Source organism: Streptosporangium sp. NBC_01755, assembly GCF_035917995.1.
In the GTDB taxonomy this organism is placed as follows: Bacteria; Actinomycetota; Actinomycetes; order Streptosporangiales; family Streptosporangiaceae; genus Streptosporangium.
In genome coordinates, this window is the sequence record NZ_CP109131.1 from 6,701,924 (window position 1) to 6,722,509 (window position 20,586).

The 20,586-nt window shown below is 70.6% G+C and carries 19 protein-coding genes, 4 tRNA genes and 1 pseudogene; 11 read left to right on the forward strand and 13 right to left on the reverse strand.

Annotation, left to right across the window (positions count from 1 at the left end; translation table 11 throughout):
• The first annotated feature begins 25 nt into the window (after window positions 1–25).
• Together OG884_RS30960 and OG884_RS30965 are read left to right on the forward strand one after the other, a co-directional pair.
• Window positions 26–700: an energy-coupling factor ABC transporter ATP-binding protein gene (locus OG884_RS30960; protein WP_326638740.1), complete on the forward strand. Its 675-nt coding sequence runs from the start codon at window positions 26–28 to the stop codon at window positions 698–700.
• Window positions 700–1,302, forward strand: a complete 603-nt coding sequence (locus OG884_RS30965; RefSeq protein WP_326638742.1) for an energy-coupling factor transporter transmembrane component T family protein — start codon at window positions 700–702, stop codon at window positions 1,300–1,302. Before OG884_RS30960 ends, OG884_RS30965 begins: the two co-directional genes overlap by 1 nt.
• A gap of 534 nt (window positions 1,303–1,836) precedes the next feature.
• Here the strand turns inward: OG884_RS30965 and OG884_RS30970 are convergent.
• The 6 genes and pseudogenes from OG884_RS30970 to tnpB form a co-directional block, all read right to left on the reverse strand.
• Window positions 1,837–2,550, reverse strand: a complete 714-nt coding sequence (locus OG884_RS30970) for an LLM class flavin-dependent oxidoreductase (protein WP_326638744.1) — start codon at window positions 2,548–2,550, stop codon at window positions 1,837–1,839.
• A 19-nt stretch (window positions 2,551–2,569) separates the two neighbouring features.
• Window positions 2,570–2,749 (reverse strand): annotated as a pseudogene (locus OG884_RS30975) (pyridoxal-phosphate dependent enzyme); the annotation flags it as partial.
• A complete protein-coding gene (locus OG884_RS30980) occupies window positions 2,668–3,009 on the reverse strand; it encodes a M24 family metallopeptidase (protein ID WP_326638746.1) in 342 nt (113 codons plus the stop codon). The pseudogene OG884_RS30975 and the gene OG884_RS30980, both read right to left, overlap by 82 nt.
• Window positions 3,006–3,509, reverse strand: a complete 504-nt coding sequence (locus OG884_RS30985; protein ID WP_326638748.1) for an LLM class flavin-dependent oxidoreductase — start codon at window positions 3,507–3,509, stop codon at window positions 3,006–3,008. The genes OG884_RS30980 and OG884_RS30985 overlap by 4 nt, the downstream gene beginning before the upstream one ends.
• Complete coding sequence (locus OG884_RS30990) at window positions 3,506–4,468, reverse strand: cytosine permease (protein ID WP_326647044.1); 963 nt, start codon at window positions 4,466–4,468, stop codon at window positions 3,506–3,508. Before OG884_RS30990 ends, OG884_RS30985 begins: the two co-directional genes overlap by 4 nt.
• A complete protein-coding gene (tnpB, locus tag OG884_RS30995; RefSeq protein ID WP_326638750.1) occupies window positions 4,372–5,739 on the reverse strand; it encodes an IS607 family element RNA-guided endonuclease TnpB in 1,368 nt (455 codons plus the stop codon). The genes OG884_RS30990 and tnpB overlap by 97 nt, the downstream gene beginning before the upstream one ends.
• Window positions 5,740–5,933: 194 nt before the next feature.
• Between tnpB and OG884_RS31000 the strand changes: the two genes are divergently transcribed.
• Window positions 5,934–6,251, forward strand: a complete 318-nt coding sequence (locus tag OG884_RS31000) for a helix-turn-helix domain-containing protein (protein WP_326638752.1) — start codon at window positions 5,934–5,936, stop codon at window positions 6,249–6,251.
• A 135-nt stretch (window positions 6,252–6,386) separates the two neighbouring features.
• On the opposite strand, the gene manA is transcribed toward OG884_RS31000, so the two are convergent.
• From manA to OG884_RS31020, 4 genes are all read right to left on the reverse strand, one after another.
• The gene (gene manA, locus OG884_RS31005; RefSeq protein WP_326638754.1) at window positions 6,387–7,490 is read right to left on the reverse strand and encodes a mannose-6-phosphate isomerase, class I; all 1,104 of its coding nucleotides are present in this window, start codon (window positions 7,488–7,490) and stop codon (window positions 6,387–6,389) included.
• 531 nt (window positions 7,491–8,021) lie between these two features.
• Window positions 8,022–8,096 (reverse strand) — tRNA-Val (locus OG884_RS31010).
• Between the two features lie 14 nt (window positions 8,097–8,110).
• Window positions 8,111–8,181 (reverse strand) — tRNA-Cys (locus tag OG884_RS31015).
• Between the two features lie 26 nt (window positions 8,182–8,207).
• A tRNA-Gly gene (locus tag OG884_RS31020) sits at window positions 8,208–8,279 on the reverse strand.
• A 150-nt stretch (window positions 8,280–8,429) separates the two neighbouring features.
• On the opposite strand from OG884_RS31020, the gene hutH reads away from it, so the two are divergent.
• The 3 genes from hutH to OG884_RS31035 all read left to right on the forward strand — a co-directional run bounded on the left by hutH (window position 8,430) and on the right by OG884_RS31035 (window position 12,069).
• On the forward strand, window positions 8,430–9,977 hold the full coding sequence (hutH, locus tag OG884_RS31025) for a histidine ammonia-lyase (protein WP_326638756.1): 1,548 nt from the start codon (window positions 8,430–8,432) through the stop codon (window positions 9,975–9,977).
• Between the two features lie 245 nt (window positions 9,978–10,222).
• The gene (locus tag OG884_RS31030; RefSeq protein WP_326638758.1) at window positions 10,223–11,242 is read left to right on the forward strand and encodes a chorismate-binding protein; all 1,020 of its coding nucleotides are present in this window, start codon (window positions 10,223–10,225) and stop codon (window positions 11,240–11,242) included.
• Window positions 11,239–12,069, forward strand: a complete 831-nt coding sequence (locus tag OG884_RS31035; RefSeq protein WP_326638760.1) for an aminotransferase class IV — start codon at window positions 11,239–11,241, stop codon at window positions 12,067–12,069. Before OG884_RS31030 ends, OG884_RS31035 begins: the two co-directional genes overlap by 4 nt.
• 94 nt (window positions 12,070–12,163) lie before the next feature.
• Here OG884_RS31035 and OG884_RS31040 read toward each other — a convergent pair whose 3' ends face one another.
• The gene (locus tag OG884_RS31040; protein ID WP_326638762.1) at window positions 12,164–13,567 is read right to left on the reverse strand and encodes an LVIVD repeat-containing protein; all 1,404 of its coding nucleotides are present in this window, start codon (window positions 13,565–13,567) and stop codon (window positions 12,164–12,166) included.
• 58 nt (window positions 13,568–13,625) lie between these two features.
• Between OG884_RS31040 and OG884_RS31045 the strand changes: the two genes are divergently transcribed.
• Window positions 13,626–14,258 (forward strand): DUF305 domain-containing protein, encoded by a 633-nt coding sequence (locus OG884_RS31045; protein ID WP_326638763.1) that lies wholly within the window; start codon window positions 13,626–13,628, stop codon window positions 14,256–14,258.
• Window positions 14,259–14,298: 40 nt separating this feature from the next.
• Here the strand turns inward: OG884_RS31045 and OG884_RS31050 are convergent, their stop codons facing one another.
• A complete protein-coding gene (locus tag OG884_RS31050; RefSeq protein ID WP_184547867.1) occupies window positions 14,299–14,715 on the reverse strand; it encodes an SsgA family sporulation/cell division regulator in 417 nt (138 codons plus the stop codon).
• A 463-nt stretch (window positions 14,716–15,178) separates the two neighbouring features.
• On the opposite strand from OG884_RS31050, the gene OG884_RS31055 reads away from it, so the two are divergent.
• From OG884_RS31055 to OG884_RS31070, 4 genes are all read left to right on the forward strand, one after another.
• Window positions 15,179–15,250 (forward strand) — tRNA-Val (locus tag OG884_RS31055).
• 85 nt (window positions 15,251–15,335) lie between these two features.
• Window positions 15,336–15,617: a hypothetical protein gene (locus OG884_RS31060; protein WP_326638767.1), complete on the forward strand. Its 282-nt coding sequence runs from the start codon at window positions 15,336–15,338 to the stop codon at window positions 15,615–15,617.
• A gap of 791 nt (window positions 15,618–16,408) precedes the next feature.
• Window positions 16,409–18,922, forward strand: a complete 2,514-nt coding sequence (gene recQ, locus OG884_RS31065) for a DNA helicase RecQ (protein WP_326638769.1) — start codon at window positions 16,409–16,411, stop codon at window positions 18,920–18,922.
• Between the two features lie 134 nt (window positions 18,923–19,056).
• The gene (locus OG884_RS31070) at window positions 19,057–19,719 is read left to right on the forward strand and encodes a potassium channel family protein (protein WP_326638771.1); all 663 of its coding nucleotides are present in this window, start codon (window positions 19,057–19,059) and stop codon (window positions 19,717–19,719) included.
• Between the two features lie 224 nt (window positions 19,720–19,943).
• On the opposite strand, the gene OG884_RS31075 is transcribed toward OG884_RS31070, so the two are convergent.
• Window positions 19,944–20,558 (reverse strand): hypothetical protein, encoded by a 615-nt coding sequence (locus OG884_RS31075; RefSeq protein ID WP_326638773.1) that lies wholly within the window; start codon window positions 20,556–20,558, stop codon window positions 19,944–19,946.
• Between the last annotated feature and the right edge of the window lie 28 nt (window positions 20,559–20,586).

Below are 20,586 nucleotides of genomic sequence, written 5' to 3' on the forward strand. Positions count from 1 at the left end.
CCCGAACGAGATGGAAGGCGGTTCCATGATCGAGTTCGAGGGTGTCGGGCACAGCTACGGCGAGCGGGTCGTGCTGTCCGAGGTGAACCTCCGCCTGCCCGAGCGGCGGGTGGCCTTCGTCGGCGCGAACGGCTCCGGCAAGTCCACCCTGGCCCGCATGATCAACGGCCTGGTGCTGCCGAGCACGGGCCGGGTGCTGGTCGACGGGCTCGACCCGAGCCGCAAGGGCCGTGAGGTACGGCGGCGCGTCGGGTTCGTCTTCACCAATCCGGACAGCCAGATCGTGATGCCGACCGCTGGGGAGGACGTCGCCTTCTCCCTGCGGCGCAGCGGGCTGCCCGCCGGGGAGCGTGCCGCGCGGGCGGCCGAGATCCTGGCCGAACACGGGCTCGGCGGCTACGCGGACCATCCCGCGCACCAGCTCTCCGGCGGGCAGAAACAGCTACTCGCGCTGTGCGGGATGCTCGTGCTCGACCCCGACGTGCTCGTCTGCGACGAGCCGACGACGCTGCTCGACCTGCGGAACAAGAGGCAGTTCTGCACCCTGATCGCGGGGCTGAGGCAGCGGGTCGTGCTGGTGACCCATGATCTTGACCTGCTCGGCGGCTTCGACCGGGTGATCGTGCTCGACGAGGGCCGCGTCGTGGCCGACGACGAGCCGGAACCCGCGCTGCGTCACTACCGGAAACTCGTCGGCTGATGGTCGGCGGATGGTACGAACCGGGGTCGAGTCCGCTGCACCGGACACCGGCCGGCTGGAAGTTCCTCGTCCTGCTCGGGCTCGCGGCGGTGGTGTTCGTCCTGCGCTCTCCCGCGTGGCTCGGCGGTATCTGCGCCGTCATGGTCCTGGGATACATGCTGGCACGGGTCTCACCCGGGCGCTGCCTGCGTCTCGCCCGCACGCTCGGGCTGCTGGTGGCGTTCATGTTCGCGCTGCAGTGGTGGCTGCTCGGCCTGGACGCGGCCGTGCTGGTGTGCCTTCGGATCGTGGCCGCGCTGACCGCGGCGAACCTGTTCACGATCACCACCAGGGTCGACGACGTGGTGTCCGCGGTCGAGCGCGGGCTGCGGCCGCTGCGGCGGTTCGGAGTGCGTCCGGACCGGGTCGGCCTGCTCGTCGGGCTCACCCTGCAGTCGGTGGCCGCACTGTCCAAGATCGCCGCTGAGGTGCGCGAGGCGGCGAAGGCCCGCGGCGCGCAGCGCTCGGTCACCGCGTTCGCGGTGCCGTTCCTGGTGCGTACCCTGCGTCACGCCGACGAACTGGGCGAGGCCCTCGCCGCGCGCGGCGAGGGCGACCGCTGAGTCGAGGTCATCCGCACGCAGGCTGGGCATCTCCCGGCGGAGGGTGCCTCCGATCACCCGTTCGGAGGCACCCCGCTCCCGGCTCCCCCCGTTGGAGCCGGGACCGGGAGGCTCAGCCGGTCGCCAGGTGCTCGGCCTCGTGGTGCAGTACCTCGACCAGGAGCAGCTCCAGATGGAGGTCCTGGTCCGCGAGCGTTTCGGATGGTGTCATCGAATCCCTCCAGCCTTGCTGGTGGGGACGCTTCGCTCACCTCGGGGGTTACCTGCCATAGCGGGCCGGCATGGACGCCCCCTCGGGGGTTATGTGCCACAGCAGGCCGGCATGGACGCCACTCCTGGGGTTACCCGCCACAGCGGGCGGTATGGACGCCCCCTCGGGGGTTACCTGCCACAGCAGGCCGGCATGGACGCTGAGGAGCCCTCGCCCGGCGAGGGCGCGCTCGCCCTCGTGCAAATCGACGATCGCCCGCGGGAAGAGGTGGATCCCGGGCGGGCCGGGCAGGCCTGCCGGCCGGGGAGCCGATCAGGGGCCGGTCAGGGGCCGGTGGCGAGGACGGCCGCGCGCATGAGCCGTCCCGGATCGGTGTCGGGGTCGTCGCGGACGACCGCCACGTCCAGACCGGCGGCGGCCAGGCGGCCGAGTGACGCGGCGGCGTCGGCCGCCGTCCCGGCGGCGGTGAACAGGTCGAGCAGCGCGTCGTCGACGAGGTCGGTGCGCGGAGCGTCGGCGAGCCACCCCTCGCGGAACGCGGCGCACAGCCCCGCGTCGAGCCCCGCGGTCCTGGTGATCTCATGGTCGCCGTGCACGCCGAGGTAGGTCGCCACCATGGGGCGCAGCCGGTCGCGGGCCGCGCGCGCGTCCTCGCCCACCGACAGCCCGACGTAGGCGGCCAGCTCCACCCCGGCTCCGACGCGTTCGCGGACCGAGGCGACGTAGGGCGCGGAGGAGAGGATGGACAGCAGCAGGCCGTCCGCCCGCTCGGCGGCCAGGGCCAGCGCCCGCGGGCCCTTGACTCCCAGCACGATCGGCGGGGTACGGCGCGGCGGGGTGAAGGACAGCCCGGCCGACACGCGGAAGTGCTCCCCCCGGTGGTCGACGCGCTCGCCGGTCATCATCGCCCTGACGACGTCGACCGCCTCGGCCAGGCGGCCGATCGGCCGGTCGAAGGGGATGCCGATAGCCGTCGACGCCGTAGGGGATGGACCCCACCGGCGGGTCGGCGTGCCCGGACATCGCCAGCCAGCCACGCTCCTCGACGAGCCGCCGCATCAGGCGCCACCGGTCCGGGGGGTTTTCCAGGGCGACGACGCGGGCGCCGTACACCTGTATGAGGGTCTTCATCGTGGTCGGCACCGACGCCACGGTCAGCACCACGCAGGGCAGCCCCGCGCGCGCCGCGTAGGCGGCGACCGCCGCCCCGTGGTTGCCGGTGCTCGCCACGACCACCGCTTCGACGCCCAGTCCCACGGCCTTGGTGACCGCCACGGCGGCCAGCCGGTCTGGGCGTCGGCCAGGGCCGAGCGCGGCCCGGTGGTCGCCACCACGAAGCGCGGCTCCGCGCCACCGGCGACCATCGTGGCGGCCACCGCCCGGGCGAGTTCCTGCTCGGTCACCCCATCCGCGGCGATCTCCAGGGCGGCGCGTACCCCGGCCTCGGCGAGCCGGGCGGCGTGGCGCAGCAGCATCACCTCGCCGGGGAGTTTCACCCCGCGGACCAGGCTCGCCCAGCCGGTGGCGTCGGCCGCGGCGGGGTCGCCCGCGGCCTCGCGCAGGGCCGAATCGCCGTCGAGCCCCTCGACGCCGTAGCGGAGCCCCGCCCCGGCGGCCCGGGCCGCGGTGGCGAGCGCCGCGTACAGATCGGGGTGCCGGTCGGCGGCGCCGGTGAGGGGCGTGGGGCCGGACGACTCGAATTGGCGGCCACGACCGGGTTGCGGAACGGCAGCACCATGATCGCCGTGGCCAGCCGGATCCGGCTGGTGAGCGCCGCGACGTAGCTCAGGTAGGCGAACGGGTCGTAGTAGCGGGGCGGGGTGTCGAACTCCTCGCGAACGTAGCCCTGCGTGGTCACGTGGTCGTTGCCCCAGACCGAGTCGAATCCCAGCCGCTCGGCCTGGACGGCCAGCTCGACCGCCTCACCGGCGTCGGCGTAGGGGACGGGGTACATCAGTCCCTCGGTGCCCGTGGGCACTCCCAGACCGAATCTCATCGAACATCTCCTTCCCGTGCGTCGGCCACGACCGCGACCTGTGTGCTCCGTCTGAGGGCGGCCACCGCCCAGCCCAGTACGGCATAGCAGACGAACCCGTAGACCAGCCCCTCGATCGCGTCGGTCAGCAGGACGTCGGTGTACTTCGCCAGCACCGCCGCCACGACCCAGGCCGCGAGGGCCTCGATCCGCACCGTCGGCGCCGACTCCAGCAGCTGGTCGCCCGTGCGGCGGCGGGCCAGGATCCAGAAGTGCGCGATGAGCACGCCGGCGAACGGCGGCGCGACGACCGCGATGACGTTCAGGAAGACGAGGAACTGGGCGGCCAGGCCGGCGAAGGCGACCAGGACCGCGATGACGATCGAGATCATGGTCCAGACGGGTTTGCCGACGCGCAGCCCCAGGGTGTTGGAGGCGTTGGTGAAGGCGAGCGAGGCCGAGTAGAGGTTGTTGTCGGCGGTGTTCCACAGGGCCAGCACCAGCATCACCGCGGCCGGGGCGAGCAGGCCCAGTCCCTGCATGACCAGCACGAAGTTGCTGTTGCCCACGGACATGGCCGAGATGGTGGCGATGGTCTCGAAGACCCCCGCGCCCACGACGAACCCGACGAAGCAGGAGATGATCACGTCACGGCCGCGGGAGGCGAAGCGCGTCACGTCCCCGACGAGCGCGGCGCCGGTGACCCACGTCGAGATGACGGCGCCGACCGCGACGGCGAAGCCGATGGGCACCGCGGGCTGCTGGGTGACCACCTCGGCGAACCCGCCGTCCCCGCCGCCGATCTTGAAGAGCGCCAGCAGCGCGATCGCGACCTCGATGGGCACCGCGATCGCGGAGAACTTCGCCAGCCGTTCGCTGATTCTCAGTGTTTGTCGTTGAGGATCAGCGAGCCGCCGCGTTGCCGCAGCGGCGTTCCCCGTTTTCGGGGTTCCCGTTTCACCGGTGCGCGCCCGGCACAGGTGCCGGGTCCTACCGCTCCTCGGCGGGCGTTTACCGTCTCCCCGCAACTCTGGGCGACGTCGGCCGCGAGCGTGGCCAGGTTACGGGCGGCGTTCAGATCCCGATCCAGGACCAGACCACACCCGCCGCATTCAAAAATGCGTTCGGACAGGGCGAGCTTGGCTTTCACCACACCACAACCCGAACACGTCTTACTACTGGGATACCAGCGGCTCGCCACCACCAGCTGACCACCACCCCAGCCGGTCTTGTAGGTGAGCTGCCGTCTCACCTCACCCATCCCGACGTCGGCGACCGCGCGGGCCAGGCGCCGGTTGGCGAGCATGCCCGACACGTTCAGGTTCTCGACCACGACCGTGCCGTAGAGGCGGGCCAGTTCGCTGGTGAGCTTATGTAGGCCGTCGCGCCGCTGCCGGGCCGCCCTCGCGTGCGCCTTGCCCAGCGCGGCCTTGGTCTTGCGCCAGCGTGCTGACGGCTCCCGGCGACCACCAGCAGAAGTGCGCGGCCCTGCCTGGCGGGCCAGTTGCCTGTTGAGCCGCCGCAACCGCCGCAACGCCGAACGGTGATGTCTGGGGTTGTCGACGACCTGGCCGGTGGACAGCACCGCCAGCGCCTTAACTCCCAGATCCACCCCCACCACCGCCCCCGGCCGGGCCGGAACATGCTCGGCGCGGTCGATCTCGCAGGTGAACGACACAAACCACCGGCCCCCCTCCCACCGGATGGTCGCCGACAGAATCCGGCCCGTACCCCGCTCCAGGTGACGGGCGAGCTTCCGAGTGGACTCACACGTGCGGATCGTGCCCAGCCGCGGCAACGTGACATGCCGACGATCGGCCTCCACGCGGATGGTGCCGGTGCTGAACCGGCAGGCCGGGGTGGTGCGGTGCTTGGACTTGAACCGGGGAAACCCGACCTTCTTTCCCTTGCGCTTGCCGGTGCGCGAATCGGCCCAGTTGCGCAACGCCCGCGCCAGCGCCTCCAGGCCGCTGTTGTAGGCCTCCTTGGAGTTCTCACCCCACCACGGCGCGACACCGTCCTTGGCCACGTTCCACCGTCTGCGCAACGCGTACAGCGACCAGGGCACCTCGGTCAGCAACTCAGTCGCCACTCCGTAGGTCTTCTCCGCCTCCCGCTGCGACAGCGCCGCCTTGACCAGGCCCAGCGCCCAGTTAAACGCGAACCGCGCCGCCCCGCCATGTGAGAACAACGCACCGGCCTGGGCCGGAGCGGGGTCGAGGGCAAAGCGGTAGGCCTGCTGAACCCACACCACCCCACCCCCTGCCCTTTACCCACCGCTGTCGAACGACGACGGCTAGCTTACCCTCAGGGATGATCGACAGCTCCCCAATCAGCAGGAAAGCCCGCCAACGGCACGGGACCCAACCCCGACAGCGCGTACCGCCTCCTGCCACACCTCGGCCCGCCGGACAGAGAAGGCCAAAGGAGAACTGATAACCACTGATGAAGCAATCAACAGCCCATAGCCCCCTCGACGCCCGCCGCCTGGTGGACACGGTGCTGACCCCGTTGCGGCCCAGCCCGGCGCTCATCGAGACCCTGCGGGCCTATCTCGCCTGCGGCCTGTCGGTACGGCTGACCGCGCAGCACCTGTCGATCCACGAGAACACCGTCAGCTACCGCCTGCGCCGCATCCTCGGGCTCCTGGAACTGGACGGCTCCTCCCGGCTGCTGCGCCCCGACGTCCTCCTCGCGCTGCGGGCCGACGAGCTCGGCCAGGGCCGACGGGACGCGCGCCTCACCGACCGCGGCACGGAGTGACCGGCCCGGTTCGTGGGCGACGGCCACGGGCCGGGCCGTCGACCGCCCTCTCCCGTCCACCCTGCGGACGCGGGGTGGACGGGGACGGGGAGCCTGCGGTAGCCGGGGTCGGCGGCCCGGTCACGGTGTGGCGGGTCAGCCGACGCCGGGTTCAGCCCAGAAGATCGTTCCGGGGCCGCGCAGCTCAACCGCGCCATAGGAGGCGGGGACGAAGGCGGACTCGCCCGACCGTAGAACCTGCCCGCCGACCTCGACCTTGCCCTCGGTGCACACCAGGATGCGCGGTATCCCCCCCTCCAGGGGGAGCCCGGAGCCCGGGACGGCCGTGCCGAGGCGGAACTCCGGGGCGAGCGTGTGGTAGAGGTTGCCGACCGGCTCGACCGGCAGGGGCGAGATCGAGGGGTCGGTGACGCGCAGCAGCTCGTCGACGTCCATCGGCTTGCCGGTCAGCCCCGCGCGGAGCACGTTGTCGGAGCTGCCCATGATCTCCACACCGAAACCGCTCAGGTAGCAGTGCAGGACTCCCGCGTCCAGGAACAGCGCCTCACCGGGCCGCAGCTCATGGCGCTGCAGGAACAGCGGGGCGAGGCAGGCCGGGTCCTCGGGGTGGATGCGGGCCAGGCGTACGACCGGTTCGTTGTCGGGGCCGCCGGCGGCCGACGCGGCCCGCGCGATCGCGGCCACAAGATCCCCCCTGCCCTCCTTCGGCCACTCCACCAGCGCGTGGAGCGCGGCGGAGGCGTCCCCGGCCGCCAGCGGCGCCACGACGGGCTCCAGGTCCGGCACGCCCAGCCCGCCGATGAGCGCCGCGGCCTCTCGCGGCGGACGGAACCCGGCCAGCGCGGTGAACGGGGTCAGTGCGCAGATCAACTCGGGCTTGGGGAACGGGTCGACGTAGACGCCCCTGGCGTAGCCCTCCTCCGCCTGCCGCCGCGACGGGTGAACCTGCAGTGACAGCGGCAGGTCCACGGCGATCAGCTTCAGCAGGTACGGCAACCGCGTGCCGAACCGCTTGACGGTCTCCTTCCCCAGTTCGGCCATCGGGTCGGCGGCCACCGTCTCGGCGAGGGAGTGCCAAGCTCCCTGACGCAGCACCGACGAGGAGCCGGACGGGTGGGTGCCGAGCCACATCTCCGCCTCGGGCCGCTCCGCGGGGGAGGGACGCCCGGCCAGCGTGGCGATGGCCGTGCGCGATCCCCAGTCGTAGTTCTTCACGGGATTGCGCAGCAGATCCGTCATGACGTCTCCAACAGAGCGGTTCCGCGCGGTCCGCCGCCGTTCCCCGGCAGGGGGGACCGTCGTGACGCGGGGACGTCGCCCGGCCCGGTCGTGCCGGCCGCCGCGCGGGCGGCGGGGATGAAGGAGCTGTTCATGACCCTCCGTGTCCGTGAATCCGAGCGGGAAACGAATGAATGCCGCGAACGCCGATGCTACGCGTCTTCGATGTCTCTCGACCGCGAATACGCGGCCAAGATCGGGTGAACAGGTCCGTCGACCGCGAGGTGACGGATGACGGCACCGGCAGGGGCACTCCCGACATCCGGGGCCGCGCGCTATGTCCGGGGGTGGCACGTTATGGAGGCCGCCACCGAGTCGGGCGGTGCGCTTGGTGCGGGTGGGCACTCCGGCGGTGGACGGCGGTGCCGAGTGTGATCCGGCCCGCGGCCGCGGTCCACCGGCGACCGGCCGGAAGAGCACGAAGCCGCCAAGGCCCCGAACCGGAACTTTGACGGCTGTTCGATCTGATCCGCTCATGGTCGCCATGAGCGATGGTGGACGATACAGGGATTGAACCTGTGACCTCTTCCGTGTCAGGGAAGCGCTCTCCCGCTGAGCTAATCGTCCTCGCTGCGAACCAGAGGTGGAGACGGGATTTGAACCCGTGTACACGGCTTTGCAGGCCGTTGCCTCGCCTCTCGGCCACTCCACCGAGTGGGGGGACCGGAGTCCCTTCCGAGCGGAAGACGGGATTCGAACCCGCGACCCTCACCTTGGCAAGGTGATGCTCTACCACTGAGCCACTTCCGCGTGCCTCCGGGACCTGCCCGGACTCACTGCGAGAACTCTAGCGAATACCCGGCCACTCCCCAAACCGAGCGCTACCGGTATCGTGAGATGTAAGGAGCCAGCAATGGGTTCACCAGTTACCAAGTTCAACCTACGCGAGAGAGTGACAGCATGCGCGACAACGAGGTCGTGAACGTCGGGCCGGAGCCGCTGAGCTTCGAGCAGGTCGTCGAGGTCGCCAGGTACGGTGCCACCGTGCGTCTCACCGACGACGCCGTGGCCGCCATGGCCGCGGCCCGCACGCGCGTGGACGAACTGGCCGAGAGCCCCACCCCCGCCTACGGCGTCTCGACCGGGTTCGGCGCCCTGGCCACCCGGCACATCGACCCGGCGCTCCGCGCACAGCTGCAGCGCTCCCTCGTCCGCTCGCACGCCGCCGGATCCGGCCCCGAGGTCGAGGTCGAGGTGACCCGCGCGATGATGCTGCTGCGCCTGCACACCCTGGCCACCGGCCACACCGGCGTGCGCCCGAAGACGGCCAAGGTGCTGGAGAGCCTGCTCAACGCGCGGATCACCCCCGTCGTGCACGAGTACGGCAGCCTCGGCTGCTCCGGCGACCTCGCGCCGCTCTCCCACGTGGCCCTCACGATCATGGGTGAGGGCGTCGTCCGGGACGCCGCCGGCGAGCGGGCCGACGCCGCGGAGGCGCTCAAGCGGGCGGGCATCGAGCCCGTCGAACTGGTGGCCAAGGAGGGGCTCGCGCTCATCAACGGCACCGACGGCATGCTCGGCATGCTCATCCTGGCCATGGACGACCTCGCCCGGCTGTTCAAGGTCGCCGACATCGGCGCGGCCATGAGCGTGGAGGCGCTGCTGGGCACCGACCGCGTCTTCGCCGCCGACCTGCAGGCACTGCGCCCGCACCCCGGGCAGGCGGCCAGTGCCGCCAACCTCAGGGCACTGCTCGCGGGCTCGCGGATCATGGAGTCCCACCGGGACGGCAACTGCACCCGCGTCCAGGACGCCTACTCCCTGCGGTGCGCCCCGCAGGTCGCCGGTGCCGCCCGTGACACCCTGGCGCACGCCGCCTCGGTCGCCGGACGGGAACTCGCCTCGGCGATCGACAACCCGGTGGTCCTGGCCGACGGCCGGGTGGAGTCCAACGGCAACTTCCACGGCGCCCCCGTCGGCTACGTGCTCGACTTCCTCGCCATCGCGGTCGCGGACATGGCGAGCATCTCCGAACGCCGCACCGACCGCATGCTGGACGTGGCACGCAGCCACGGCCTACCGGCCTTCCTCGCCGACGATCCCGGTGTCGACTCCGGCCACATGATCGCTCAGTACACCCAGGCGGCGGTGGTCTCCGAGCTCAAGCGCCTGGCCGTGCCCGCGAGCGTCGACTCGATCCCGAGCTCCGCCATGCAGGAGGACCACGTCTCCATGGGCTGGTCGGCCGCGCGCAAGCTGCGCCGCTCGGTGGACGGCCTCACCCGGGTGCTCGCGGTGGAGATCCTCACCGCCGCGCGGGCCCTGGATCTGCGCGCCCCGCTGCGGCCCGCCCCGGCGACCGGAGCCGTGCTGGCCGCACTGCGCCAGTCCGTCCCCGGCCCGGGGCCCGACCGCTTCCTCGCACCGGAGATCGAGACGGTGGTCGGGCTCGTCGCGGGCAACGCGGTCGTCGCCGCCGCCGAGACGGTCACCGGCCCCCTGTCGTAACCGCCGAGACGGTCACCGGACCGCAGCCCCGGCCCGATCGTCGGCATCTCCGCGACCACGGTTCCGGCCCGCAGTCCCGGTACCGCGTCCGTGAGCATCCGCCGCACCGCCGCCGTACCGCCCGATCCGGTGCTTCGCCCCCCGGCGAGCTCGCCCCCGGCAGGACCGTTTACGCGGCCCTGCCGCCCGTTCCGCTGCCCGCACCCTGGTGTGCCTGCTGACCGGACGAGCGAGACAATAGGGCGGTGCATGACTCTTTTGCGCATGTCACCGGATATCTGGCCACGGGGCTCCGAGATGTCACCACAGACCTGGCCGCACTGGATGGTGCGGGGTGGTGGGCCGTCGTGGTCGACTACGAGGGCAAGGTGACGTGCGCCAAGTTCGACGACGTCCGCCAGGCCCCGCTGCCCGTGCCACGCGGCCCCTGGCGCGGGCCGCACCCGTCGTCGTGGCGCGGCTCCCTGGACCGGGCCGCGTATGAGGACGGCGTGCGGCGCATCCGCTCGTACATCGAGAGGGGAGAGGTCTACCAGGCCAACCTGTGCCGGGTGCTGAGCGCGCCGCTGCCCACGGGGGAGGAGCCGGACCCGCTGGCACTGGCCGTACGGCTGGCGGAGGGCAACCCCGCCCCCTACGCCGCGGCGGTGAGCCTGCCGGGGCTGAGTGTCGTGTCGGCCTCTCCCGAGCTCTACCTGTCCAGGGACGGCGACGTGGTCGAGTCCAGGCCGATCAAGGGGACCGGAGCCACCGAGGAGGACCTGCAGGAGAAGGACTACGCGGAGAACGTGATGATCGTCGATCTCGTCCGTAACGACCTGGGCAGGGTCGCCGAGGTCGGCTCGGTGAGCGTGCCCGCCCTGTGTGAGGTGGAGGAGCATCCCGGTCTGGTGCACCTGGTCTCCACGGTCAGGGCGCGGCTCGCGCCGAGGTGCGGGTGGCCCGAGCTGTTCGGTGCGACCTTCCCGCCGGGGTCGGTGACGGGGGCCCCGAAATCCTCGGCCCTGCGTATCATCGATCAGCTCGAACCCGAGCCGCGCGGGCCGTACTGTGGGACTGTGGGCTGGGTCGACGCCGACCGGCGGCGGGCTTCGCTGGCCGTGGGAATCCGCACGTTCTGGCTGTCGTCCGGTGAGATCCGTTTCGGTACGGGCGCGGGCATAACCTGGGGTAGCGATCCGCGCCGCGAATGGGACGAAACCGAGCTGAAGGCCTCCCGGCTCATCGCTCTGGCATCAACATCAGGTTCAGAAGGAGTCGCATGAATGTACCTATATGGCTCAACGGGGCACTCGTCTCTCCGGATCAGGCCACCGTTTCGGTTTTCGATCATGGTCTGATGGTCGGGGACGGGGTGTTCGAGACCATCAAGTGCGTGAACGGCGCCACGTTCGCGCTCACCCGCCACCTTGACCGGCTCACGCTCTCGGCACGGCGCATGGAACTGCCCGACCCCGACACCGACGCGATCGCCGACGGGATCCGCGCCTGCCTGGCCGAGGCTCCGCCGTGGCGGCTCGGCCGAGTCAGGGTCACCTACACCAGCGGCCCGGGGCCGCTCGGCTCCGACCGGGGCGACCAGGGCTGCACGACCGTGGTGATCGTCGACGAGCAGAAGCCGTTCCCGGCCACCGCCGACGTCACGGTCGTGCCCTGGCCGCGCAACGAGCGCGGCGCGCTCGCCGGGGTGAAGAGCACCTCCTACGGAGACAACGCCAGGGCGCTGTTCCACGCCAAGGCCGCCGGCGGCAGCGAGGCGATCTTCGAGAACACCGTGGGAGACCTCTGCGAGGGCACGGGCAGCAACGTCTTCGTCGTGCGCGACGGCCGGCTGGTCACCCCCACGCTCGCCTCGGGCTGCCTGGCCGGGGTCACCCGCGCGCTCGCGCTGGAGTGGTGCGGGGGAGCCGAGGAGGACGTCCCGCTCTCGGCCCTGTACGAGGCCGATGAGGCGTTCCTGACCTCCACCACCCGTGACATCCAGCCGATCCGCGCGGTCGGCCAGACCGTGCTGCCCGCCGCGCCGGGTCCGATCACCGCCAAGGCCATGCAGGTCTTCGCCGAGCGCTCCGCCGCCGACCTCGACCCCTGAGGTTTCGGGTTTCCGGTTCCGGCGAGGGCACACCCCCGCCGGAAGGCCGGTCGTCCGGCGGGGGACCGGCTGGGGTCGTCCGATGGGGGACCGGCTAGTAGGACACCTGGGTCTGCGCGTTCAGCTCCTTGAGCCTGACCTTGGCGGCGGGATCGGTCAGCGGGTCGTTGACGCGGAGCACGTCCAGGCCCCTGGTGATGTCACTGGAGTAGATGTGGCCGTTGTAGTAGTACGCCGACCACGAGCCGCCGACTCCCGAGATCGGACCCCGCTCGAAGAAGCCGATCTCCCGGGGGGCGGTCGCGTCGGTGAAGTCCCAGATGGACACCCCGCCCTGGTACCACGCCTGGACCATGATGTCCTTTCCCGGCACAGGTAGCAGCGACCCGTTGTGCGCGACGCAGTTCTCGTCGGACCTCTGCTCCCTCGGGATCTTGAAGTAGCCGCGGAGCGTGAGCCTGCGGTTCTTGCCGAGGTCGTACACGGCGCTGGCGCCCTTGGTCCTGGGGGTGCCGGAGTCGCAGGTCGCACTCACGCCGCCGCCCAGCTCGTCCCCGAAGACGACCTTGGTGGCGTCGTTGTTGAACGTCGCCGAGTGCCAGATGGCGAAGTTCTCCCGGTCGCTCACGTGCTGGAGCACCTTGGGATTGACCCGGTCGGTGATGTCCAGCAGCACCCCGTCGCCGAAGCAGGCCGCGGCGGCCAGGTTCTTCTCGGGGTAGGCCGTGATGTCGTGGCAGCCGCCGAGGCCGTCCTCGCCGGGCTTGTCGGAGAGCACCGGCTTCGAAACCACCTTGGCGGTCTCGGGGGCCTCGACGGGCACCTCGACCACGGAGATCTTGTTGTGCGGCGCCGAGCAGGTCGTCGACCGCGGCTCGGGGCCGGGTGAGGAGATGTAGAGGTAGACCCTGTCGGCGTTCTCGCCGGGGACGAGGGTGTGGGTGTGGGAGCCGCAGTCGGTGCGGACCGCCGAGACGAACCTGGGGTGGGACTTGTCCGCGATGTCGAAGATCCGGATGCCCTCCCAGCCGTCCGACTCCGGCTCGCCGCGCTGGGCGTCGCACTCCGGGCCGACCCGGGCGGAGTCGATCGACAGGAACAGCAGGTTCCCGCTCACCGAGACGTCGTTCTGCTCGCCGGGGCAGAGCACCCGGCTGACCACCGAGGGGCGGGAGGGGTCGGAGATGTCGAAGACGCTGAAGCCGTCGAAGTTGCCGGCGAACGCGTAGTCGCCCTGGAAGGCCAGGTCGGTGCCCCACGCCTGGGGCCCGTCGAGCGGGGCGCCGAACGGCACGTTGGCCAGGTGCGTGACGTTGGCGCTGTGGGTGCCGTCCCCCGAGATCCCCGGAGAGGGGGTCTCGTCCGTCCGCTCGGCACTCGTGCTCCCCTCCGGGGCGGACGAGGCGGCCGCGGGCGGTGGGGCCGAGGGGGTTGGATCCGCCCCGCATCCGGCCACAAGAAGTAGCGCGGCCAGGCCGAACGCCACGGTCGATCGCACGGTGCCCCCATTACGTCGGTCCACTTGCCCCATTATTGAAGCTATGCGGAGGATGCGTATGCCAGGTCAGGTTATCGCGGTGATCTTGGCGGCATCGGTCCTTGGCGGATGTACGGAGGCGGGGCCGGGACGATCGGCACCGCTCGTCGCGGAGACCGGCGCCCCCGTGATAGTCCCGGGCGGCCCCGGCGAGGCGGGCCGTACGGCGAGGCCGGGCGAGAGTCTCGGAGAGTCCGAGGCCAGGGTCACGGCGGCCGACGTGCGGTTCGCCGAGGGCATGATCCCGCACCACCGGCAGGCACTGGAGATGGCGGAGCTGGTCCCGGCCAGGTCGTCCTCGCCGGTCCTGCGGAGACTCGCCGAGCGGATCACCGCTGCGCAGCGGCCGGAGATCGCGGCCATGACGTCATGGCTGGAGGCGGTCGGCCGGGCACCGCGAGGGCATGTGGGGCATGACGATCACGCTGTCACGCTGGAGGAGATGAACCGGCTCAGGGGGGCCAGGGGAGCGGCCTTCGACAAGCTCTTCCTGACCCTCATGATCGCTCACCACGAGGCGGCGGTCGCGATGGCCGGGCTCCAGTTGCGCGAGGGCACCGACCGGGCCATGTTGGCCACCGCCAAGGACGTCGTCTCGGGCCAGGGCATCGAGATCGCCAGGATGCGGAGTCTGCTCGGGACCGCGGCGTAGACCGGCGGCTCCGTCGCGGGAGGGGGTGGCCCGGGACGGGTCAGGAACTCCAGAGCATGTTGCTGAGCTCGGCGTCCAGATCCATGAAGTCGGTCTCGCGGCCCGCGGGCACCAGCTCGTACGTCCGGTGCAGGAACTCCGTGAGCGGAGCCAGCGGCACCTCGAACAGCGCCTGTCCGAACGGCGAGGTGAGACTGATGTGCAGCGTGCGCTCGCCGTCGGCACGCGCCGGCCACACCTGCACGTCGCCGTCGCCCACCCGCCGCACGATGCCGACGGTCAGCAACTCGCGGGCGAAGATCCACTCGACCGGTTCGTCGTTTCCTACGTGGAAGGCCATTCTGATCGCGTAAGGATCACCGGCCGTGTAGCTGAGTCCGGCGAGCAGGGGGACGGTGGTACGGTCGGGGACCACAAGCCGAAGGCCTAGCTCGGCAGAGACGGTGGCGCTGTTCATCGTCAGCCAAACCTTTTCGTCGTCGGTCCCCTCTTCGGGGCTTTCACTGCTCTCAAGCGGACTTCGCTCCGCATGAGCCATCACGCGGAACAAAGAAACCTGTAGGAAAGATTCCGCCTCAACGCCCTTCTGTAACGCACATCACAGCGCGACATTTGGGCATCTACCGGGCTAAACATCACCAACAGGGCCGTATTTGCAAGGGTTTTGCGTCTCGTTTTGGTCACCGTCGACTCCCTGGTAGGGCGTCTCGGGTGATTCGGGTCGAGCCTGGGTCGTTCGGTGCTTCTGCGGATCAGGATGATGCTATGACACCGTAGCCCCCCGTCGGATGCATCCCCAGGGCTTTGCCTCCCGAGCGCGTCATCTCTCAAGATCACTTTAGTGGCGGACACCGCTTCGCGAGCACTCCCGGATTGCTGTATGGTTTTCCACGTCGGCACCGCAAGGGGCTGGACAGGGCGGGCGATTAGCTCAGCGGGAGAGCGCTTCGTTCACACCGAAGAGGTCACTGGTTCGATCCCAGTATCGCCCACGCTATTTTCCCAGGTCAGAAGCCGGTTCGCAACCCAGCGGGCCGGCTTTCTCGATCATCTGACCATGATTTGACCGTGGGGCCGGTGCGCGTGCGCTCCCGGCTGCTCGCCGTCGACCTGCGGGCGACTCGCGCAGGACGGTCCGTGACCGCCCCCACTCCCTCGCCGCTTCTCGGCAGGGAGGCCACGTTCCTCACCATCGAGACGGCGATCAAAGGCATGCGCCCTGACGTCGGCAAGCTCCGTGAGCTCGTCGGCGGTGCCATTTCCAGCATCGGCCGGCGCGACGGGCTCCGCAGCGTGGTGAGCACGGTCGTGCAGCCGGTCGTGCAGCCGGTCGTGCCTGGGGGCGCCGGTGCTCCGTGACGGTATGACCGCCCGGGTGCGGGTCCGGCAGGTCGTCGACGACGCCTGCCCGGTGCGCGATGCCAGGAGCCGAGCGCGGTCCGACTCGCGACGATGCGGCGCCGGCCGTACCCGCCCAGCCTTACCAGGTGTCACGGTCGGCGCCGCAGCCGAGGATCGAGGTGGTCGAGCCGCCTCCTGCCCCCTCACTCGCCGGAGCCGAACCCGCCGCGGCGGCACTGCCGCACCTCAACGGTCGGCCGGTGCCGGCAGGGTCGACTCGCGCTCAGCGGAGTGTTCACGCCGGCGGGCGGATCTCCGGGCGAGTCCCCACCCCGCCTTTTCGGTGAACGGGCGACTCCCACGCCTTTTCGGTGCGGAAGAACTTTCCCGAAAAAGAGTGACATGTCGGGTGTTTCGTCGGCACGAGGGCCGATTCGCGCCCGGGGGGCGGGGGCGAAGTGGCAGTCCGTTTCGACCCGTTGGCGGCGCCGTAGCACGTATGTAACATTTGGCCAGCACAATGCAAAAATATTGCAAGCCTCTGTTAAATTCTCTCTGTTCTTCGCAACTTGTGCCGGTGGTGTACCCGGCGACCAGCACCCCCCAGCGACGAACAGGCCAGGGCTCGCGAACCGGTCCCGCGAACCGACCCCGCGGACCACACCGGTCGGCCCGCCCGCCGGAGTCCGGGCATCCGGAGTCCGCATCTTGCGAGCGAGGCGCCCCCCGCAGGTGCCGAGCACGTCGCGCGACGGAGGCCGCGGCCTCCCCCTGCCCCTGTCGTTCCAGCCGAGAGATAGAGGAACGCGATGAGAAAGCAGTACCTGGCGTTAAGGCTGTTGGCGGCGATGGCCGCGACCAACCTGCTCATCCTGGCCGGGGCGGTCTCACCCGCCACGGCGGCCGGCCCCAACCTCGCGGTGGGTAAGGCGACCTCGTCAAGCAGCACCGCCGCCCCCTACGGCGAGGCCAACGCCACCGACGGCAATGCCAACACCTACTGGGAGAGCGGCAACAACGCCTTCCCACAGTGGCTCCAGGTGGACCTCGGAGCCGTCACCAACGTGGACCAGATCATCCTGAAGCTGCCCCCGGCGGCGGCCTGGGCCACCCAGCCGTTCTTCGTCGGTCGCGGCGCCAACATGCCGTACGACATGTACGAGGCCGAGGACGCCGTCGTCGGCGGCGGGGCGGCCGTGATCGGCCCGAACCGCAACATCGGCGACCTGGCGGGTGAGGCGTCGGGCCGCAGGGCGGTGACGCTGAACACGGCGGGCAGCTACGTCGAGTTCACCACCAAGGCCAGCACCGACACCCTGGTCACCCGCTTCTCCATCCCCGACTCGGCCGGTCTTGTGGCCGGTTCATCCCCGGCTGTCGGGGGTGCCTCATACAATGATCCGATGCCTTTCCCCGAGAACGACCCCGAGGTGAGCGACGCGTCGCGGGTCCTGCAGCGCGTCTTCGGCTACGACTCGTTCCGGGCGGGCCAGCAGGAGATCATCGACCACGTCGTGGCCGGCGGCGACGCCCTGGTGCTCATGCCGACGGGTGGCGGCAAGTCGCTGTGCTACCAGATCCCCGCGCTCGTGCGTAAGGGCACGGGAGTGGTGATCTCGCCGCTCATCGCGCTCATGCAGGACCAGGTCGACGCCCTGACGGCGCTCGGTGTGCGGGCCGGGTTCCTCAACTCCACGCAGGACTTCGAGGAGCGTCGCCAGGTCGAGTCGGCCTTCCTCTCCGGCGAGCTGGACCTGCTCTACCTGGCGCCGGAGCGTCTGCGGGTCGACGCGACGCTGCGCCTGCTCGACAGCGGGACGATCTCGTTGTTCGCCATCGACGAGGCGCACTGCGTGGCCCAGTGGGGGCACGACTTCCGGCCCGACTACCTCGCCCTGTCCGCGCTGCACGAGCGCTGGCCGGACGTGCCGCGCATCGCGCTGACCGCCACGGCCACCGAGGCCACCCACGCCGAGATCGCCTCCAGGCTCAGCCTGGAGCGGGCCCGCCACTTCGTGGCGAGCTTCGACCGCCCCAACATCCAGTACCGCATCGCTCCCAAGAACGAGCCCAAGCGGCAGCTGCTCGAACTGCTTCGCGCCGAGCACGCAGGGGAGGCGGGCATCGTCTACTGCCTGTCGCGCAACTCGGTCGAGAAGATCGCCGAGTTCCTGGTGGAGAACGGCATCCGCGCGCTGCCCTACCACGCGGGCCTCGACGCCCGCACCCGCGCCGCCAACCAGGCGCGCTTCCTGCGTGAGGACGGCCTCGTCATGGTCGCCACCATCGCGTTCGGCATGGGCATCGACAAGCCCGACGTGCGGTTCGTCGCCCATCTTGACCTGCCCAAGTCCATCGAGGGTTACTACCAGGAGACCGGCCGGGCGGGGCGCGACGGCCTGCCCTCCACCGCGTGGCTCGCCTACGGCCTCCAGGATGTCGTGCAGCAGCGCAAGATGATCGACACCTCGGAGGGCGACGACGCCCACCGCCGCCGCCTGGCCACCCATCTGGACGCCATGCTCGCCCTGTGCGAGGCGGTCGAGTGCCGCCGCGCGCTGCTGCTCGCCTACTTCGGCCAGCAGGCCGCCGCCTGCGGCAACTGCGACACCTGCCTGTCGCCACCGGAGTCCTGGGACGGCACGGTCGCCGCGCAGAAGGTCCTGTCGACGGTGTTCCGGCTCATGCGCGAGCGCCGTCAGAAGTTCGGCGCGGGCCAGATCATCGACATCCTCCTCGGGAAGAAGACGGCCAAGGTCATCCAGCACGACCACGACGGCCTGACGGTGTTCGGCATCGGCACGGAGCTGGGCGAGGCCGAGTGGCGCGGTGTGGTACGCCAGTTGCTGGCCCAAGGGCTGCTGGCCGTCGAGGGCGACTACGGCACGCTGGTGCTGACCGAGGCGAGCGCGGAGGTCCTGGGGCGCAGGCGTCAGGTCCCGCTGCGGCGCGAGCCTACGATGGCGGCTCGGGCCGCCAGGGCGGCGAAGAGCTCCACTTCGCGCCGGGCCGAGCCCGCCGAGCTGCCCGAGGAGGCGGTGCCGGTGTTCGAGCTGCTCCGCGCCTGGCGCGGAGCGGTCGCGAAGGAACAGGGCGTGCCCGCGTACGTGATCTTCCATGACGCGACCCTGCGCGAGATCGCGACCCGGTCCCCCTCGTCCCTGGCCGAGCTGGGCACGGTGAGCGGGGTCGGGGAGAACAAGCTGGCCAAGTACGGCCTGCAGGTTCTCGACACCCTCGCCGCCTCCGGATCCGGTCCCGATCTCTCCGGATCCGGTCCCGATCCCGCGGGGAACGAGGAAGACCTCTTGGTGTTCCCCTGAGGTAGAATCGGGCGAATCCGGGTCTGAGCGCCCGCCGGTGACACGCAGGTAGGAGCCTGGAGGCTGTCGTCCACCTCCGGGCTCTTCGCGTTGACGGACCCCCGCGGCTGCGGACTTCCGAAAGAGGACGATCGTTGGCTGACAGAAGAAACGATCCCGTGGTGGTCGTCGGGCTCGGCCGCTTCGGCGGCTCCCTCGCGCTCGAACTCTCCCGGAGGGGAACCGAGGTGCTGGCCATCGACAGCCGCCCCAAGGTGGTGCAGAGCCTGGCGGGAAAGCTCCCCCATGTCGTCGTCGCCGACTCCACGGACATCGAGGCGCTGCGGCAGATCGGGGTGCCCGACTTCTACCGGGCGGTGGTCGCCATCGGCACCGACCTGGAGTCCAGCATCCTCACCACGTCCCTGCTCGTCGAGCTGGAGATCGAGGACATCTGGGCCAAGGCGATCAGCCGCGAGCACGGCCGCATTCTGGAGCGGGTCGGCGCCCACCACGTGATCCTCCCCGAGCACGACATGGGGGAGCGGCTGGCCCACCTGCTCAACGGGCGGATGCTCGACTACATGGAGGTGGACGGTGACTACGCGGTGGTCAAGACCCGGCCGCCCCGCGAGTACGTCGGCGTGCCCCTGGGCGAGTCCAACCTGCGGCGCAAGTACGGCGTGACGGTGGTCTGCGTCAAGGGCCAGTACGACGAGTTCACCTATGCCGACTCCGGGACCGTGCTGAGCTACGGGGACGTGATCGTCATCGCGGGCAAGATCGAGCAGGTGGAGCGGTTCACCGAACTCCCGTGACCGGATGCCTGTGTGCGATCACCGTCGTCGATCTGCACTGGGCGGAGCTTACGAGAGATGGAGTTCGGTAGCGATGCGATTCGGACTGTTGCTCAACGAACCGAAGGAACCGGACGTGCTCGGCAAGCTGCGGGAGCGCATCGCCCGCGCGGCCGATGACGGTTTCTCCTCCGTTTGGATGTCCAACATCTTCGGCCTCGACGCGCTGACCGCGCCCGCCCCGCTCAGACGCCGAAGGCGCTCAGTGCCGCCCAGGCCGTTCCGGCGCCGGTCACGGCTCCGGCGGCGACCTGGGCGGGCGTGTGGTGGGTGAGCCGGACCCGCGCCCAGCACACCGTCGCCACCACCAGCGCGCCCGTGACCAGGGTGGGCGCCGCGGGTAGCACATGGGCCAGCACCACCACGGTGCCCGCGGACACGGCCGCGTGGAAGGAGATCTTCCACCTGAGGGTGATCGGGACCGTCACCGTGAGCGCGGCCAGCATCGCGGTCACCGTGGCCACCAGCAGGCGGGGCGCACCCAGGGAGATCAGCAGCACCAGCGCGACGACCACCGCCGCGACCGCCACCAGCAGCGGCCTCGTCCGGCTCGCCCGGTCGACCAGATGGTGGGAGTCCAGCCGTCCTGAGCGGACTCCGGTCAGGATCACCAGGGCGGGAATGCCGCCGCACAGGGCCGAGGCCACCAGGCCCCATGCCCCTCCCCGCCATCCGTCGGCCATCAGCCCGACGACCGGGGGCAGCCCGATGACCAGCACCTGCGGTGCGAACAGCCCCGTCACCCACCGGGCCGCCGCCGTCGCGCCGCTCCCGTCGCCCGCCATCTCCTGACCGGTCATTTGAATCCTTCCAGCGCGGAGACCTCGG

Excerpts from the sequence above, each read along its gene's own strand:
- OG884_RS30960 (WP_326638740.1), top strand. The coding sequence starts at position 26 with ATGATCGAGTTCGAGGGTGTCGGGCACAGCTACGGCGAGCGGGTCGTG.
- OG884_RS30965 (WP_326638742.1), top strand. The coding sequence starts at position 700 with ATGGTCGGCGGATGGTACGAACCGGGGTCGAGTCCGCTGCACCGGACA.
- OG884_RS30985 (WP_326638748.1), bottom strand. The coding sequence starts at position 3,509 with ATGAGATTCGGTCTGGGAGTGCCCACGGGCACCGAGGGACTGATGTAC.
- OG884_RS31000 (WP_326638752.1), top strand. The coding sequence starts at position 5,934 with ATGAAGCAATCAACAGCCCATAGCCCCCTCGACGCCCGCCGCCTGGTG.
- manA (WP_326638754.1), bottom strand. The coding sequence starts at position 7,490 with ATGACGGATCTGCTGCGCAATCCCGTGAAGAACTACGACTGGGGATCG.
- hutH (WP_326638756.1), top strand. The coding sequence starts at position 8,430 with ATGCGCGACAACGAGGTCGTGAACGTCGGGCCGGAGCCGCTGAGCTTC.
- OG884_RS31035 (WP_326638760.1), top strand. The coding sequence starts at position 11,239 with ATGAATGTACCTATATGGCTCAACGGGGCACTCGTCTCTCCGGATCAG.
- OG884_RS31045 (WP_326638763.1), top strand. The coding sequence starts at position 13,626 with ATGCCAGGTCAGGTTATCGCGGTGATCTTGGCGGCATCGGTCCTTGGC.
- OG884_RS31050 (WP_184547867.1), bottom strand. The coding sequence starts at position 14,715 with ATGAACAGCGCCACCGTCTCTGCCGAGCTAGGCCTTCGGCTTGTGGTC.
- recQ (WP_326638769.1), top strand. The coding sequence starts at position 16,409 with ATGAGAAAGCAGTACCTGGCGTTAAGGCTGTTGGCGGCGATGGCCGCG.
- OG884_RS31075 (WP_326638773.1), bottom strand. The coding sequence starts at position 20,558 with ATGACCGGTCAGGAGATGGCGGGCGACGGGAGCGGCGCGACGGCGGCG.